Raw genomic sequence first — 16,247 nt, forward strand, 5'->3', positions numbered from 1 at the left:
CAAAAATGGACGATGCCGCTGAGGGACTGGCGTATGGCTATGAGCCGCTTTATTATCGAGTTCGGTGATCGTCTGGACGGTCACTACTGAGAAAAGGCATTTACACAGAATCGTGTACAGGGTCGATCCGCGCCGTCAGTTGCACCGCAAACGCTGTTTACCGAGTGGCTCTAAGCCTACGCCCTGCGTCCTCTGTCACAGCAAGAGATTGACGATCTGTTTGCTATCTATACCTCCAGCCACGACTGGATGTGTAAAACGCCCAGCTTGCTGGGGCGACTGCTGCAACGTCATAGCCGCCCTCCGCATGACTTTGAGCAGGCGCTGCAACTGCTGCATATGGATACCCGCAGTGCCAATTGGTCTCAGTCTTTTCAGCCGCTGATGCCACCGGATGATGAGGCCGTTGGTGAGCAGCAAATGCAGCTCATCATCCTGGAAAAACAGAAATCTCGTTTTCTGGCGGAATACCTGCGCGCTCAGGTGGACAAAAAATTACCCGCCATGCCGCTCACTGACGCCTTTAAACACACGCTCACCGCTAGCTGGGAACGCGCCTTCTGGTATACCCGCGCTTACAGCCACATTACCCATGCTTTTGCGCTCCGCTTGTGGATCCACAAATTACGGCAATAACCCCACGCAACACGAACAGCTGCGGCAAGCGTTACATACGCTGCGTCACTTCATCGCCGAGCTGGAAACCTGGTTTTCCTCGGCGGGCACACAGCATCCTTATACCTTTCACCTACTGCTCGACCCGCAGCGCCTTCTTCATTTGGCAGCCAGTCTGGAATGCGACATCGCCGCGTCTTGACCGTGAAATGAGAATAAGCATTTCCCCATAGGTAAAACACACGGGAAGCCGACGCTCGGCATACGGGGAGTGACTTATTGGGATAAAGTGTGCAATCACTCACATAATCAACGTTTTGTGTGTGATGACAGTCACAGGTGGTTCGACTGGAAGTGTGACAGCGGTCGTTTGTTGACCACCGTGTAGCAACAAAAAAGGGCACCCGTAGGTGCCCTCTTGAAAAGGAATGCAAGCAGCAGCGCGTTATTTGCTGCTCTTGTCCTGCAACTGTTCCACGCTTTCCATTTGCGGCAAGCCCGTCGTCGCGGAGGAGGACAGCAACCCGGTTTCGACGTAGTTGAACAGCTTTTCACGCGTATCAATGATATCCAGATTACGCATCGTCAGTTGACCAATACGGTCATCCGGGGAGAACATTGAGTCGCCTTTTTCCATCGTCAGACGTTCCGGCTTGTAGGTCAGGTTATCCGACACTGTATTCAGGATGGAATAGTCATTGCCGCGACGCAGTTCCAGCGTCACTTCACCGGTGACAGCACTGGCCACCCAGCGTTGCAGCCCATCACGCAGCATCAGTGCTTGCGGATCGAACCAACGACCCTGATGCAGCAGACGGCCCAACTGACGACCGTGTGCATGATATTGCTCAATGGTATCTTCGTTATGAATACCGGTAACCAAACGCTCGTAGGCAATGTGCAGCAGCGCCATGCCGGGGGCTTCATAGATGCCACGGCTCTTCGCTTCGATAATACGGTTTTCAATCTGATCGCTCATGCCTAAACCGTGACGACCGCCAATGCGGTTGGCTTCCAGCATCAGTTCCACATCATCGGCAAAGGTTTTGCCGTTCAGCGCCACCGGATAGCCGCGTTCAAAACGTACCGTGATTTCTTCTGCCGCAATCTTGACGTTCTCATCCCAGAACTTGACGCCCATGATCGGGTTAACGATCTTCACGCTGGAGTTCAGGAATTCCAAATCTTTCGCTTCGTGCGTTGCGCCCAGCATGTTGGAGTCGGTCGAGTAGGCCTTTTCTGCGGACATCTTATAGTTGAAGCAGGACACCATAAACTCGGACATCTCCTGACGGCCGCCCAGTTCATCGATAAAATCCGTATCCAGCCACGGCTTATAGATTTTCAGCTCAGCATTGGTCAGCAGACCATAGCGGTAGAAACGCTCGATATCGTTACCTTTATAAGTACTGCCGTCACCCCAGATATTCACGCCATCTTCTTTCATGGCCGCGACCAGCATGGTGCCGGTTACCGCACGGCCCAGCGGGGTAGTGTTAAAGTAGGTCAGGCCACCCGTGGTGTTATGGAAAGCACCGCACTGAATAGCGGCAATGCCTTCCGCAACCAGCTGCTTGCGGCAGTCAAATAAGACGGGCATTTTCTGCGCCGTACTCCATCGCGCGACGAGGGATCTCTTCATAGTCATCCTCATCCGGTTGTCCCAGGTTTGCGGTGTAAGCATAAGGAACCGCCCCTTTTTTACGCATCCACAGCAATGCTGCACTGGTATCCAGGCCTCCGGAGAACGCAATGCCAATACGTTGACCTGCCGGAAGGTGCTTGAGAATCGTCGTCATAAAATAAATCCCTGCTCGATAGACTTATGGAGAGAAGCTTAACAGCCACACCACGATATGTTACGCCATGCATTGATGAGAAAAAATCAGATCGTTATGCGCGTGGCGGCACGCTCATGTACCGATACTGTTCGCCATCCAACAAATGCATATTTATGCAAAATAAATGAGTTATAATTTAAACATCTTTTTGCCGCGACAGGAAGAGCCGTGTGATGATTTCTGCAAAAAACCGTCAATGTCGCTAAGCCGCCTTTGAATGTAACGGTATCTATGGATTTCTACCACAGAGAATATGCAATGAAGAACAGCTCGGAGAGGAAACAAACTCAGCAGGCGATTATACCGCCATTTCACTGCCAATCCAGCGGCTAAAATCGATTTACGCGACGGGAAACCAAATAATAAAACAATGTTTCATTTAAAGGATAAATCTTTGTTATTCTCGGCGAACTATGGTTTCCCTTGCCTATTTGCTGGAGATGTTATGTCTAATAAAGTCGCCGTCCTGCTGGCGCCAGGCTTTGAAGAAGCAGAGGCGGTTATGGTGATAGATATCCTGCACCGTATGAAGATCGGCGTGAAAATGCTGTCCTGCCAAGACATGCTGGAACTGCGCAGTTACCACAATATCCGCATGTTTGCTGATGCGCTGTTGGAAAGAAGCATGAATGAACTGTTCGATGCCGTGGTGATCCCAGGCGGCTTGCAAGGCACACTGAGTCTGGCAGCAAACCCACTGGTCACCGAGTTTATTCGCCGTCATGACGACGCTGGGAAACTGATCTGCCCGATCTGTTCTGCAGCAGCGCGCGTGTTGGGCGGCAACAAACTGCTAAAAGGTCGACGCTATGTCTGCTCCGGCGACCTGTAGAAGGATGTCACGGACGGCGTCTATGTCGATCAGAACGTAGTAGAAGATGGCAACCTGATCAGCGGTAAAGGGTTGGGTGTTGCCTTCGACTTCGCAGGCACCATTGCCTGCCGTTTGACCGGCGATGTTGAAGACACCAACTTCCAGATCGAGCATATCTATTACGATCACTGGCGCGTACCGGCCTAAAAAACTGCGAGCCCGGCTATCGTGAACGAGGCCGGGCATTTCATCGATTCCCATCTTCACCGAAGCGATCGCGATACTCTTTCGGCGTCAAATCATACTCTTTCCTGAACACCGCATAAAAATAGGGCAGCGACGGGTAACCGCACATCACCGAGATCTCGTTGATCGACAGTGAGGGTGACACCAACAGATTGCGCGCGCGCTCCAGCTTTTCTGCGTGAATGACACCGTGGATGGTCTGCCCCATTTCATCTTTAAAGCGCTTTTCCAGATTGGAGCGCGACATGCCGACGGCATCCAGCACCTGCTCGACTTTGATACCCTTACAGGCATAGCAACGAATATAGTGCATGGCCTGAATCACTGCCGGATCGTGCACCGAACGGTAATCGGTGGAACTGCGCCCCACCACCCGCACGGGAGGAACCAAAATGCGCTGAAGGGGTAGTGCTATCGGATGGTGTAACAACTGATGCAGCAATTTGGCGGCGCGATAGCCCATCTGCCGTGTACCCTGCGCAACGGATGAGAGCGCCACCCGAGACAGATAACGCGTCAGTTCTTCATTATCGATACCGATGACACAGAGTTTTTCCGGCACCGCGATGTTCAAATATTCGCACACCTGCAACAAATGGCGGGCTCGAGCATCCGTAACGGCGATAATGCCGGTTTGTGGCGGTAAGGCTTGCACCCAGTCTGCCAGGCGATTTTGTGCGTATTGCCAGTTGTCCGGCGCGGTTTCCATCCCCTGATACACCACGCCCTGATATTGCTCCGATGCTACCAGTTGACGAAAAGCGTACTCGCGCTCCTGCGCCCACCCTTTGCCACCTGAAGGCGGCAATCCATAAAAGGCAAAGCGATTAAGCCCTTTCTCTTTCAGATGCATAAACGCACATTGCACTAGGGCATGATTATCGGTCGCGATGTAATGCACAGGAGGATAGTCATCAGGATCGTGATAAGAGCCGCCAACGCCCACCAATGGCACGCCGACATTCTGCAACGACTGAACAATTTCCCGATCGTCAAAATCGGCAATCACGCCATCGCCCAGCCAGTCTTTCACATTATCAATACGGCAGCGGAAATCCTCTTCAATAAAAATATCCCAACCGCATTGAGAGGCCTGCAAGTACTCGCCCACGCCCTCCACCACTTGCCGGTCGTAGACTTTATTGGCATTAAACAACAGCGTAATACGATAGCGTTTTTCAAACATATTCACTAGAGACGGTCAGCCCTTGCGCTTAGTGGCCGTGTCCATCCATACCGCCAACAGCAAAATGCCGCCTTTGACGATGTACTGCCAAAAAGTCGGAACATCCAGCATGCTCATTCCATTATCTAACGAGGCCATGATAAACGCCCCCATGACCGCCCCGGCTACGCTACCCACGCCACCAGCCAAACTGGTGCCGCCAATTACACACGCGGCGATGGCATCCAGCTCGGCAATATTGCCTGCAGAAGGTGAGCCCGCCCCCAAACGCGAGCTTAAAATCAACCCTGCAACCGCCACCATCAGCCCGTTAATGGCAAAAACCGCCAGCTTGCTGCGTGCAACATTGATACCCGACAAGCGGGCCGCCTCGATATTGCCACCAATGGCATAAATGCGACGCCCAAACGCCGTGCGCGTTGCCATAAAAATCCCGCCCAGCATCAGCAGCGTCAAAATCAGCACCGGCGTTGGCACGCCACGATAGTCATTCAACAGGTAAATCGCGCCCAGCACCAGCACAGCCATAACAGCCTGCCTCCCAATATCACTGGCTGGACGCGTTACGCTGAGCCCCAGATTGACCCGTTTTTGCCGCCGACGCCATTGCCAGGCAACAAATGTCAGTAACCCCGCCACCCCAAGCGTAAATCCCATACCCGCAGGCAGATAGCTTTGGCCGATCTGCGCCATGGCGCTACTGGTCGGAGAGACGGTGGTACCGTTGGTAATACCGATGAGAATGCCGCGAAAAGCCAGCATTCCCGCCAGGGTGACAATAAATGAGGGCACTTTACGGTACGCTACCCACCAGCCGTTCCAGGCACCCAATAACAGCCCCAGAAACAGTGTCACCACGATTGTCAATGGCAGCGGCCATCCTAGCCACACGTCAAAGATGGCGGCCAATCCTCCCAGTAACCCCATCATGGAGCCCACCGAGAGATCAATTTCGGCAGAGACGATGACAAACACCATCCCCACCGCCAGAATGCCGGTGATGGCCGTCTGGCGCAGCAGGTTAGACACATTACGCGCGCTGAGATAGGAGCCATCGGTCATCAAGGTGAAAAACAGCATGATCGCGATAATGGCGGCAATCATGACAAATACCTGAAGATTTACCTGCTTGAACCAGCGCACGGCCTCGCCCGCTTGTGCCGGTTGTTTGGGTGCCAGGGTATCGGCAGAGGCATTAGACGGTGGCGTTTTCAACATGTTGTTCACTCCTCAGCGCGGCTTCCATAACCTGCTCTTGTGTCAAATCGTGATTAACCAAATCCGCTTTTACGCGCCCTTCATGCATCACCAGGACACGATCGCTCAGTCCCAGCACCTCCGGCAGTTCGGATGAAATGACGATAATCGCCATCCCTTCTTTGGCTAACTGATTAATAAGTTTATATATTTCATATTTTGCGCCGATATCGATACCGCGCGTAGGCTCATCGAGGATCAAAATATCGGGGTTTAACAACAGGCATTTTGCCAACACCGCTTTTTGCTGGTTCCCGCCGCTCAGGCGGGCAATGGCTAAATCCTGGCTGGCCGTTTTCACTTTAAGATGGGCAATCGACTGGCGAATCACATCCTGTTCGCGCGGGTCATCCAGCGAAGAAAACAGCCCGGAAAAGCGATCGAGTGCCGCCAGCGTAATGTTTTGCGCCACGCTCATCACCGGAACAATGCCATCCTTTTTGCGGTCTTCCAGCACCATCGCGATACCCAGCGCCATCGCCTGCTGGCAATCGTTGATCGCTACAGGCTGCCCCTTAAGCACAATATTGCCCTGCCAGCGTCCACGGTAAGCACCAAACAGGCATTGCACCGTTTCGGTCCGGCCGGAGCCAACCAGCCCCGCGACGCCCAGAATTTCCCCCCGACGCAGCGCGAAGGAAACATCATTGACGCGACGAATATGGCGGTTAACCGGATGCCACGCCGTCAGGTGTTCGACGCGCAGGATCTCCTCGCCAATGTCATGCGCTTCAGAAGGGTAAAGCTCGGTTAGTTCCCGCCCCACCATCATGGCGATGATCTGCTCTTCACTAAGCGAGTCGGCAGGATGGGTACCGATATGCTTGCCATCGCGAATCACACAGATGACGTCCGAAATGGCTTTGACTTCATTTAGCTTGTGGGAAATGTAGATACAGGCGATACCGTGATTGCGCAAATCACGAATGATATCCAGCAAAATCGCGGTTTCCCGCTCAGTCAGTGAGGCAGTCGGTTCGTCCAATACCAACAGCCGCACCTGTTTGTTAAGTGCCTTGGCAATCTCCACCAGTTGCTGTTGGCCCAGACCCAGTTCACCGACTCGGGTATGAGGATCGACCTCAAGCTTGACGCGCGCCAGCATGGTCTGGCAGCGCAAATACATCGAATCACTGTCCAATATGCCGCGTGTCGTCCACTCATTACCCAGGAAGATGTTCTCCAACACGCTCATATCTTTGACCAGCGCCAGTTCCTGATGAATGATGGCGATACCCTTCTGCTCAGTATCACGAATATGGCTGGCGTGCAGCGGATCGCCAGCGAAGACGATATCCCCGCCATAGCTGCCGAAGGGATAAATGGCGCAAAGCACTTTCATCAGCGTCGATTTACCCGAACCATTCTCACCGCACAGCGATAATACTTGTCCGGCTTCCAACGCCAGGCTGACGTTATCCACCGCCTTTACGCTGCCAAACATCTTGGTGATGTTTTTCATTTCCAACAAGAACGGCATTCTCGCCTCCATCGTTCACCCGCCGCACACCCGGTAACGCTGCCAGCCTAAGCCCCGGTGTCAGAAGACACTCGGGGCCAGTTAATCACTTCAGATCGGCGGCTTTATGGAACCCATCGGCAATCACGGTGGTTTCAATGTTGGATTTATCAACCGGCACAGGCGCTAACAGATACGACGGCACCGCTTTCAATCCATTCTCCAGCGAGGCATTGGATTTGGGGGCTTTGCCCGCCCCTAACGCAACGGCAATATCAGCGGCTTCCGTTGCCAGCTTGGTGATCGGTTTGTACACCGTCATGGTTTGCGTGCCAGCGATAATGCGTTTTATCGCCGCCAAATCCGCATCCTGCCCGGAAATCGCCACCTTGCCCGCCAAGCCTTGCGCGGCCAAAGCCTGAATCGCACCGCCCGCTGTGGCATCATTGGAGGCGACGACAGCCTGAATATTGTTATTGTTTGCCGTTAGTGCATTTTCCATAATTTTCAAGGCATTTTCTGGCAACCAGGCATCGACCCATTGATCGCCAACGACTTTTACTTTTCCAGAGTCAATCAAGGGTTTTAATATGTTCATCTGGCCCTTACGGAACAGTTTTGCATTATTGTCCACCGGCGAACCGCCCATCAGGAAATAATTCCCTTGTGGCACTTTGTCAATCAGATATTTCGCCTGTAACTCTCCCACCTTTTCATTATCAAACGAGATATAAAAATCCACATCCGCGTTATTTATCATGCGGTCATAAGCTAAAACCTTGATACCTTCGCGTTTTGCTTCTGCAATCACATTGCTAAGCACCTGGCCGTTATAAGGAATAATCACCAGGACATCGACGCCGCGATTTATCATGTTTTCTATTTGAGAAATCTGGGTTTCCTCATTGCCGTTCGAAGACTGAACGAACACCGTCGCCCCCTGCGCTTGCGCTTTGGCAACAAAGAGATCGCGATCTTTCTGCCAGCGTTCCAAACGCAAGTCATCGATTGCCATACCAATTTTTACCTCTTTGGCAAATCCGGCATGGCTTATTAACGCAAGTGCGGCACAGGCTGACAGTAAAAAGTGTTTAATTTTCATCATGATTACCTTTCTTTTTTAACGTTTAACGTGCAGGAAAGAAACGCTACCAAGCAGAAAAAGTGTTGCCGGTAGCTGGCGCGGCTTCAATTACAGATTTTCACCAAGCAATTATGTTTTTTGGTTTAATCGTAATTTTATGAAGTCGGTCATATTTTATTGTTATCGTCCTCAACCATCCCTCATTATTCATGAATGCGCATTCAGAATATTTCTCTCCGTTATTTTTTGCGATCGGCTGCACACTTAATAATTATCTGAACACAAGTGTGAAATAACATAATTGAGCAAACGGCGATCCCCTCCGAAGATGAATAACAATGACCGCTTACCCGCTGAATGACTTTCTTAAGGAGTTCTCCATGCCAACCTATTTTGAACAAATTGAACGTGTTCGTTATGAAGGCCGCGGCACAACAAATCCCTTCGCTTTCCGCCATTACAATCCCGAACAGGAAATTTTGGGGAAACGGATGTCAGAGCATTTGCGTTTCGCCGTCGCCTACTGGCACACCTTCTGTTGGAACGGTGCCGATATGTTTGGCGTCGGCTCCTTTGAACGCCCTTGGCAAGCGGCAGTGGATCCCCTGGAATTGGCAAAACAAAAAGCCGATATTGCCTTTGAGTTTTTCCAAAAATTGAACGTGCCTTACTACTGCTTCCACGACGTGGATATCGCACCGGAAGGCAGTTCATTGAATGACTATCTGTATAATTTCCAAATCATTGTCGACAAATTTGCCGAAAAGCAGCAGCAAACAGGGGTAAAACTACTCTGGGGAACCGCCAACTGCTTTACACACCCTCGTTATGCTGCCGGTGCTGCCACCAACCCAGATCCGGAAATTTTTGCCTGGACAGCGACACAGGTCTTTTCTGCCATGAACGCCACTCAGAAGCTCGGGGGAGAAAACTACGTGCTGTGGGGCGGGCGCGAAGGCTATGAAACCTTGCTCAATACCGATTTGCGTCAGGAACGGGAACAGATTGGCCGCTTTATGCAGATGGTGGTCGAGCATAAGCATAAAATCGGTTTTCAGGGCACGCTGCTTATCGAACCGAAACCGCAGGAGCCGACCAAGCATCAGTACGATTACGATGTGGCGACCGTTTATGGTTTCCTGAAACAGTTCGGTTTAGAGAAAGAGATCAAGGTTAATATTGAAGCAAACCACGCTACGCTGGCAGGACACACATTCCACCATGAAATCGCCACTGCCATCGCGCTGGGGATTTTTGGTTCGGTTGATGCCAACCGTGGCGACCCGCAGTTGGGCTGGGATACCGATCAGTTCCCGAACAGCGTGGAAGAGAATGCCTTAATCATGTATGAGATCCTCAAAGCCGGCGGCTTCACAACCGGTGGACTGAATTTTGACGCCAAAGTGCGTCGCCAAAGCACCGATCGCTACGATCTGTTCCACGCCCATATAGGTGCCATGGATACGCTGGCGTTGTCGCTAAAAGTCGCAGCCCGGATGCTGGAAGATGACAAGTTGAACCAATGGGTTGCCAAACGCTATGCGGGCTGGAATGGCGAACTTGGGCAGCAAATCCTGCAAGGTAAACTTTCCCTCGAACAGTTGGCGAAACACGTCCACGCAAAACAACTCGCACCGAAACACCGAAGCGGGCATCAGGAGATGTTGGAGAATTTGATCAACGACTACCTGTATCAGTAACGGTTAAAAGTCGCCTATTCCCACGGATGTAGCGGCTTATCCGTGGGAATAACGCGGTGGGAATTACTAGCGGTATCGGCAGGTCTAAACAAGGATCTCACATTATGTATATGGGTATCGATCTCGGCACGTCGGGCGTAAAGACCCTTCTGCTGAATGAGGAAGGCAGCGTCATTGCCGCGCAAAGCGCACCGTTAACGGTATCCCGCCCCCATCCGCTCTGGTCTGAGCAATCTCCCGAGGCGTGGTGGACAGCAACCGATGCCACGGTACAAGCGCTGGCAACACAGCACGATTTACATGCCGTCAAGGCTATCGGCCTGACAGGGCAAATGCATGGCGCTACCTTGCTCGACAAACAGCATCGGGTGTTACGCCCCGCGATGCTGTGGAACGATGGCCGCAGTGCCGCCCAATGCCACACATTGGAACAACAGGTGCCGGATTCTTGCCAGATTACGGGTAATCTGATGATGCCGGGCTTCACGGCTCCTAAACTGAAATGGGTTCAAGAACATGAGCCCGCATGCTTTCGGCAGATTGATAAGGTTCTGTTACCCAAAGACTATCTGCGCTGGCGTATGACGGGCGAATTTGCCAGCGACATGTCGGATGCCGCCGGTACGATGTGGCTGGATGTCGGTAAACGGGACTGGAGTGATACGCTGCTCGCTGCCTGTTTGCTCGATCGCGAGGCAATGCCTGACTTGTTTGAAGGCAATCAGATAACCGGCTACCTTTCTGACGCACTGGCACAGCGCTGGAACATGAATAGCGTCCCAGTGGTCGCCGGTGGCGGCGATAACGCAGCGGGTGCCGTCGGGGTAGGCCTGTGGCAAGCGGCGCAAGCCATGCTGTCACTGGGAACATCCGGCGTCTACTTTGCGGTCAGCGATGGTTTTCTCAGCAACCCGCAGCATGCGGTGCATAGCTTCTGCCATGCCTTGCCGGGCACCTGGCATTTGATGTCGGTGATGTTGAGCGCGACATCGTGTCTGGACTGGGTAGCCCGGCTGACCCATGCCGAAAGCGTACCGCAATTACTGGAAGAAGCGGCACAGGCCACTGTCAGCACCAGCGTACCGCCCGTCTGGTTCCTCCCCTACCTTTCAGGCGAGCGTACCCCGCACAATAATCCTCAGGCAAAAGGCGCTTTTTGGGGATTAACCCACCAGCACGGCCGGGCAGAACTGGCGCGCGCCGTGCTGGAAGGCGTTGGGTTCGCGCTTGCCGATGGCATGGACGTGCTGCACATGACCAGGCTGCGCCCCTCCAGTATCACCTTGATTGGCGGTGGTGCACGCAGCGCGTACTGGCGTCAAATGCTGGCGGATATCAGCGGACAGACGCTGGAGTACCGCACTGGCGGCGATGTCGGCCCCGCTCTGGGAGCGGCGCGGCTGGCACAAAGCGCCGTGAATCCCGCTATCTCACTGGCCGACCTGTTGCCACCGTTGCCTCTGGAACAGATTCACCAGCCCGATGCCGCACAGCACGCCCGCTATGCGCAGCAACGAGAAACGTTTCGTATGCTCTACCAGCAGTTGTGCCCGTTGATGAACGATATCCATTAACTGACCCAACGCCGGATGTCGCATCGCTGCACCAACAGGGAAAGCAGCATGCTGCATACCACCGCGCAGAGAAAAACGTAAAAGATATCCAGTATCGGCCAACCTTTCAGGGCCAGATCGCGAGTACGAATAAAATGAATAATCAGGGCATGGAAGCTATAAATAGCCAGAGAATGGCGGGAGATAAACGAAAATCCGGGCAAAGGTGCGCTCAGTGCTGCCGCTTTGAACAGGATCATCAGGCACACCGCCGCAATAAACACCAACGGGTTGGCATAGAGGTAGAACGTTTGGGTAAAGTTGTCGTTTGCTAACGTCTGCTGCGAGGTGCCCATCGCAATCAGCAGCACGGAGACAACAAACAACGGCACTGCTCCCAGCGTGACCCAACGCGTGGGCGTTAACGTCCCCAAAGCGCGCCCCACCACCGCATACAGCAGGTAGTAAAACGTGTCGCCCACAATATACACGTTGATGGGTAACAACGGGGTATGCCCTATCGTCAGTTCAGGCGTATTGGGATTGGCGACAACGGCTAAAATCAATACTACTACGGCAAGATAACGTCCTGATACCGGGGGGACCCGTATTAGCGGCGATAGCAGATAGATAACCAGAATGGCATAGAAAAACCACAGATGATAAAAGACCGGCTTTTGCCAAAACAGCCGTAGCGCGTTGCCTGCATGAATAGGTGTCAGCAGCGCCATATACGCCAAGGCCACCGCGCTGTAAAACAGCAGGCAGAAGCCAATACGCAGCATGTGCTTTTTTTCCGCCCGCCGCTCGCCAAAAAACAGGTAGCCGGAAATCATAAAGAACAGCGGAACCCCCACCCGGCACGCGGAATTTAGCAAGTTTGCCACATCCCAATGGCGCTCGCCCGGCATACCTGCCGCCGTAATGTAATAGGTGGTGCTATGGATCAACACCACCATCAGGCAGGCGACGGAGCGTAGATTATCGACCCAGCCTATCTTGTCCGACATGATGCTCCCCTTTTGTTTTTAACAACATAAGGGTAGCTCCCCTACGGGTATGCCTCAATGGCTGGGTTTCTGGAAATGCTGTTATGGCGATCGACTGACATCACAACGCTAATGAGTAGACGCGCGATGATTCCCCCCACGGATGATAGCCCTCTCCGGCATAGACAAATCCCGCTTGCTCATAGAATCCGACCAGATCGGTACACAGATGCAGGTGGGAAAAGCCGTGTTTTTTCGCTTCATCGGCGACATGACGCATCAATTGGCGAGCGAGACCACGAGAACGACAGTCAGGTTCTACATAAAGCGCACACAGCCACGGATAAAGCTCCATCCGACTGATGAAATCATTGGTAATCAGTCCGGCACAGCCAACAATCCGCTCGTCTTCAACCAGCAGGTACCATTGTGGCAACGGATTATGTGCCGTCAGCGAGCGTTCAATCGCATCCTGATACAACATCATTGTCTCTTCGGATGCCCACTGCTCCTGAAAATAAGCCGTAGCTTCTGCCGCCCAGCGCGGTGTTTCACGCACAGAAATTATCTTCACACAACGTTCCTTCGTGATAGAACAAAATACAACGCCCGTCGTAGACGGGCGTTGAGGTTGCTGACAAACAGCACTACTCTCATCGCTACCACCACCGTCATTCCCGCGAAGGCGGGAATCTCGTTTTCCAGCAAGCCATCAGCAAGGGGAAATTCCATGGAATAATCTGCCCCACCATGCCCAGCGGTTCGTGAAAATGGTAAGCGACCGTATCCTTGTCGATTTCGCTGATCGCCCCTTCCTGCGCGCGGGCACAGGCGGCAAAGTAGCGGAAATGGTCGATCGCCAGCGGCACGTCAGCCCCTATGGTTTCACGAATCGGTTTCCCGTTATCCCAGGTTTCCGCATACGCCAGCAGTTCCAGGTTCTCCTCCATGCGATCCGCAATCCGGTTCAGCAGTAAGGCGCGATCCTGTACCGACATCGCGCCCCACTCTGCCTTGGCGTTATGGGCGGCATCCAGCGCATGATCGACATCACGCATGCCGGAGCTGGCGACTTCACACAGGGGCTGCCCGGTGACAGGCGTCAGGTTAACGAAATAGTCGCCACTGACCGGAGGCACCCAGGTGCCGCCAATAAAGTTGTCATAGCGCTTTTTCAGATTGAGGGGGTGAGCATAGGTGCCGGGCGCGACCCGGTCTTCAGCGGTGTGATGTGCCATTGCGGTCTCCTGTTCTTCGCCGTAGGGTTACGCGGCCAGGCCGCGATGAAAACAGAGCCAATATGCAAAAAATTGCTAACATCAAGGACGGTCTACCAAGCGTATACGCAAATCGGCTTTCCTGCCGCGCTGTTTAGCGACTCTTCGAGGAAACGCACACTTTCCCCTCTTTTTGTGCCCTGAACCACAGGCAAAACGCCACATTCCACGATAAAACTCGCATCGCAACCGGTGGGGTGAAATAATGGCTTTCTACTACAGAATGAATATCTTATGGGGATAACACGTGGAAGAAGCGATCCCTGCGCTCGAGGGCGCATGCCAGCGAACGGTACGCCATCAAGGCAGCTTGTCTCAGGCCAAAACTGACTGGCTGGCGGAAGAAGTGCCCGTCGCGCTGGTGTACAACGGCATTTCCCATGTGGTGATGATGGCTACGCCAAAAGATCTGGAAGCCTTTGCGTTAGGTTTTTCCCTGTCGGAAGGCATCATCACGTCACTGCAAGAGATTTACGGCATGGACGTGCAGCCGGTCTGTAATGGTATTGAAGTCCAGATTGAACTCTCCAACCGCCGCTTTGCCGGGCTAAAAGAGCACCGCCGCGCCATGAACGGTCGCACCGGCTGCGGCGTGTGTGGTGTCGAACAGTTGGAAGAGATCGGCAAGCCGGTCACACCGCTGCCCTTCACGCAAACCTTCTCGCTGAATCACCTGGACGGTGCATTAAAGCAGCTCAAAGATGTGCAGCATATCGGCCAATTGACCGGTTCTACCCATGCTGCGGCTTGACTTTCCAGCGAAGGGACCATTTTGGGCGGCTGCGAAGATGTTGGCCGCCACGTGGCGCTCGATAAACTGCTGGGCGTGCGCGCTACGCGCCCCTGGCACTCAGGTGCCGTGTTGGTTTCCAGCCGTGCCAGCTATGAGATGGTGCAAAAAGCTGCGATGTGTGGCGTCGAGATCCTGTTTGCCGTCTCAGCGGCAACGTCGCTCGCCATTGATGTGGCTGAGCGTTGCAACCTGACGCTGGCGGGCTTTTGCCGCCCAGGCCGGGCGACCGTTTATACCCATCCGCAGCGCCTGCTCGACAGCGCATGAGGCCAGTGCGGATAGATTAATCTGTTTTTAGCTTAGGCAACAATGATATAACCGTTTGTTTTCCGGGAGTAAACGTGCGAACTCCGTGCGATGGCGACGCTAATAATCGTTTTCAAGATCATTTAATTAACTATAATGAACCTCATGATTACGCGACGCTAACAAACGGTTGTTTGTTAACCACTACCGCTTGAGGCGTGCCGTACCTGACTATCACGCGCGCGCCACAACCAAGACCAAGCACGCTCGCGATTATTTAGTAGTACAACTATGGAGATGATAAATATGAGTTATTCACTGCCATCCCTGCCTTACGCTTATGACGCGCTGGAACCGCATTTCGACAAACAAACGATGGAAATCCATCACTCCAAGCACCACCAGGCTTACGTCAATAACGCTAACGCAGCGCTGGAAAGTCTGCCGGAATTCGCTAGCCTCTCCGCAGAAGAGCTGATCGCCAAACTGGATAAAGTACCGGCCGAGAAAAAAGCGGTACTGCGTAACAACGCCGGCGGCCACGCTAACCACAGCCTGTTCTGGAAAGGCCTGAAACTGGGCACCACGCTGGGCGGCGATCTGAAAGCGGCTATCGAACGCGATTTCGGCAGCGTTGATGCATTCAAAGAAAAATTTGAGCAAGCTGCTGCAACCCGTTTCGGTTCAGGCTGGGCGTGGCTGGTATTGAAAGAAGACGGCAAACTGGCCGTGGTTTCTACCGCTAACCAGGATAGCCCGCTGATGGGCGAAGCCATTTCTGGCGCTTCCGGTTACCCGATCGTCGCGCTTGACGTGTGGGAACACGCTTACTACCTGAAATATCAAAACCGTCGCCCGGATTACATCAAAGCGTTCTGGAACGTGGTGAACTGGGATGAAGCGGCTGCCCGTTTTGCTGCTGCCAAATAATTTGTCCTGACGACATAAAACGCATAAAACCGAAATAACATTTTGTTATTTCGGTTTTTTTTGCTTTTCACCCGCTGACTCGATTCATCTTTCTTACATTTAAACAATTAAAAATTTTTTAAAGGCGCATTTTTCATCCGTCATTCCGCACCTGATTTTTCTTTTTTCGGGACTTGACGGTATTCTGAAGTTCTGAATTTATTACTGCTTTTTGCAGACCAATCAGCATGAGTACTCCCCACGTTACCATCCGTAAC

Annotated in this window: 10 protein-coding genes and 4 pseudogenes; 6 read left to right on the forward strand and 8 right to left on the reverse strand. The window is 52.8% G+C overall.

Translation table 11 applies throughout. The features are described from left to right. Positions 1 to 249: 249 nt before the first annotated feature. Positions 250 to 636, forward strand: a complete 387-nt coding sequence (locus tag ACTBDZ_RS08145; RefSeq protein WP_438814953.1) for a hypothetical protein — start codon at positions 250 to 252, stop codon at positions 634 to 636. A gap of 424 nt (positions 637 to 1,060) precedes the next feature. Here the strand turns inward: ACTBDZ_RS08145 and argG are convergent. After that, positions 1,061 to 2,414 (reverse strand): annotated as a pseudogene (gene argG / locus ACTBDZ_RS08150) (argininosuccinate synthase). Between the two features lie 487 nt (positions 2,415 to 2,901). Here argG and ACTBDZ_RS08155 point away from each other — a divergent pair. After that, a pseudogene (locus tag ACTBDZ_RS08155) lies at positions 2,902 to 3,477 on the forward strand (DJ-1/PfpI family protein). 40 nt (positions 3,478 to 3,517) lie between these two features. Here ACTBDZ_RS08155 and xylR read toward each other — a convergent pair. From xylR to xylF, 4 genes are all read right to left on the reverse strand, one after another. Beyond that, positions 3,518 to 4,702: a D-xylose utilization transcriptional activator XylR gene (gene xylR, locus ACTBDZ_RS08160; RefSeq protein ID WP_438814960.1), complete on the reverse strand. Its 1,185-nt coding sequence runs from the start codon at positions 4,700 to 4,702 to the stop codon at positions 3,518 to 3,520. A 15-nt stretch (positions 4,703 to 4,717) separates the two neighbouring features. Next, positions 4,718 to 5,920 carry a xylose ABC transporter permease XylH gene (gene xylH, locus ACTBDZ_RS08165; protein ID WP_438814954.1) on the reverse strand — a complete coding sequence of 401 codons (1,203 nt, stop codon included), beginning with the start codon at positions 5,918 to 5,920 and terminating at the stop codon, positions 4,718 to 4,720. Further along, positions 5,898 to 7,439, reverse strand: a complete 1,542-nt coding sequence (locus tag ACTBDZ_RS08170) for a xylose ABC transporter ATP-binding protein (RefSeq protein ID WP_438814955.1) — start codon at positions 7,437 to 7,439, stop codon at positions 5,898 to 5,900. The genes xylH and ACTBDZ_RS08170 overlap by 23 nt, the downstream gene beginning before the upstream one ends. 85 nt (positions 7,440 to 7,524) lie before the next feature. Beyond that, positions 7,525 to 8,520: a D-xylose ABC transporter substrate-binding protein gene (gene xylF, locus ACTBDZ_RS08175; protein WP_438814961.1), complete on the reverse strand. Its 996-nt coding sequence runs from the start codon at positions 8,518 to 8,520 to the stop codon at positions 7,525 to 7,527. Positions 8,521 to 8,882: 362 nt separating this feature from the next. Here xylF and xylA point away from each other — a divergent pair, with 362 nt between their 5' ends. Further along, positions 8,883 to 10,202 (forward strand): xylose isomerase, encoded by a 1,320-nt coding sequence (gene xylA, locus ACTBDZ_RS08180; RefSeq protein WP_438814956.1) that lies wholly within the window; start codon positions 8,883 to 8,885, stop codon positions 10,200 to 10,202. Positions 10,203 to 10,306: 104 nt separating this feature from the next. Further along, positions 10,307 to 11,776, forward strand: a complete 1,470-nt coding sequence (gene xylB, locus ACTBDZ_RS08185) for a xylulokinase (RefSeq protein WP_438814957.1) — start codon at positions 10,307 to 10,309, stop codon at positions 11,774 to 11,776. Here xylB and ACTBDZ_RS08190 read toward each other — a convergent pair. The 3 genes and pseudogenes from ACTBDZ_RS08190 to ACTBDZ_RS08200 form a co-directional block, all read right to left on the reverse strand. After that, positions 11,773 to 12,765 (reverse strand): acyltransferase, encoded by a 993-nt coding sequence (locus ACTBDZ_RS08190; RefSeq protein ID WP_438814958.1) that lies wholly within the window; start codon positions 12,763 to 12,765, stop codon positions 11,773 to 11,775. The two genes, xylB and ACTBDZ_RS08190, sit on opposite strands and share 4 nt — an antisense overlap. 100 nt (positions 12,766 to 12,865) lie before the next feature. Further along, positions 12,866 to 13,318 (reverse strand): GNAT family N-acetyltransferase, encoded by a 453-nt coding sequence (locus tag ACTBDZ_RS08195; RefSeq protein WP_438814959.1) that lies wholly within the window; start codon positions 13,316 to 13,318, stop codon positions 12,866 to 12,868. A gap of 124 nt (positions 13,319 to 13,442) precedes the next feature. Then, positions 13,443 to 13,982, reverse strand: a pseudogene (locus ACTBDZ_RS08200) (aldehyde dehydrogenase family protein); the annotation flags it as partial. Between the two features lie 286 nt (positions 13,983 to 14,268). Between ACTBDZ_RS08200 and fdhD the strand changes: the two are divergent. Both fdhD and sodA read left to right on the forward strand, forming a co-directional pair. Next, positions 14,269 to 15,081: pseudogene (fdhD, locus tag ACTBDZ_RS08205) on the forward strand (formate dehydrogenase accessory sulfurtransferase FdhD). Positions 15,082 to 15,366: 285 nt separating this feature from the next. Further along, positions 15,367 to 15,990, forward strand: a complete 624-nt coding sequence (gene sodA, locus ACTBDZ_RS08210) for a superoxide dismutase [Mn] (protein WP_196908269.1) — start codon at positions 15,367 to 15,369, stop codon at positions 15,988 to 15,990. The last annotated feature ends 257 nt before the right edge of the window (positions 15,991 to 16,247 follow it).

Source organism: Symbiopectobacterium sp., assembly GCF_051710365.1.
In the GTDB taxonomy this organism is placed as follows: Bacteria; Pseudomonadota; Gammaproteobacteria; order Enterobacterales; family Enterobacteriaceae; genus Symbiopectobacterium.

Coding starts and splice junctions, on each gene's coding strand:
- xylB (WP_438814957.1), top strand. CDS start 10,307: ATGTATATGGGTATCGATCTCGGCACGTCGGGCGTAAAGACCCTTCTG.
- sodA (WP_196908269.1), top strand. CDS start 15,367: ATGAGTTATTCACTGCCATCCCTGCCTTACGCTTATGACGCGCTGGAA.
- xylF (WP_438814961.1), bottom strand. CDS start 8,520: ATGAAAATTAAACACTTTTTACTGTCAGCCTGTGCCGCACTTGCGTTA.
- ACTBDZ_RS08190 (WP_438814958.1), bottom strand. CDS start 12,765: ATGTCGGACAAGATAGGCTGGGTCGATAATCTACGCTCCGTCGCCTGC.
- xylH (WP_438814954.1), bottom strand. CDS start 5,920: ATGTTGAAAACGCCACCGTCTAATGCCTCTGCCGATACCCTGGCACCC.
- xylA (WP_438814956.1), top strand. CDS start 8,883: ATGCCAACCTATTTTGAACAAATTGAACGTGTTCGTTATGAAGGCCGC.
- ACTBDZ_RS08145 (WP_438814953.1), top strand. CDS start 250: ATGTGTAAAACGCCCAGCTTGCTGGGGCGACTGCTGCAACGTCATAGC.
- xylR (WP_438814960.1), bottom strand. CDS start 4,702: ATGTTTGAAAAACGCTATCGTATTACGCTGTTGTTTAATGCCAATAAA.
- ACTBDZ_RS08170 (WP_438814955.1), bottom strand. CDS start 7,439: ATGCCGTTCTTGTTGGAAATGAAAAACATCACCAAGATGTTTGGCAGC.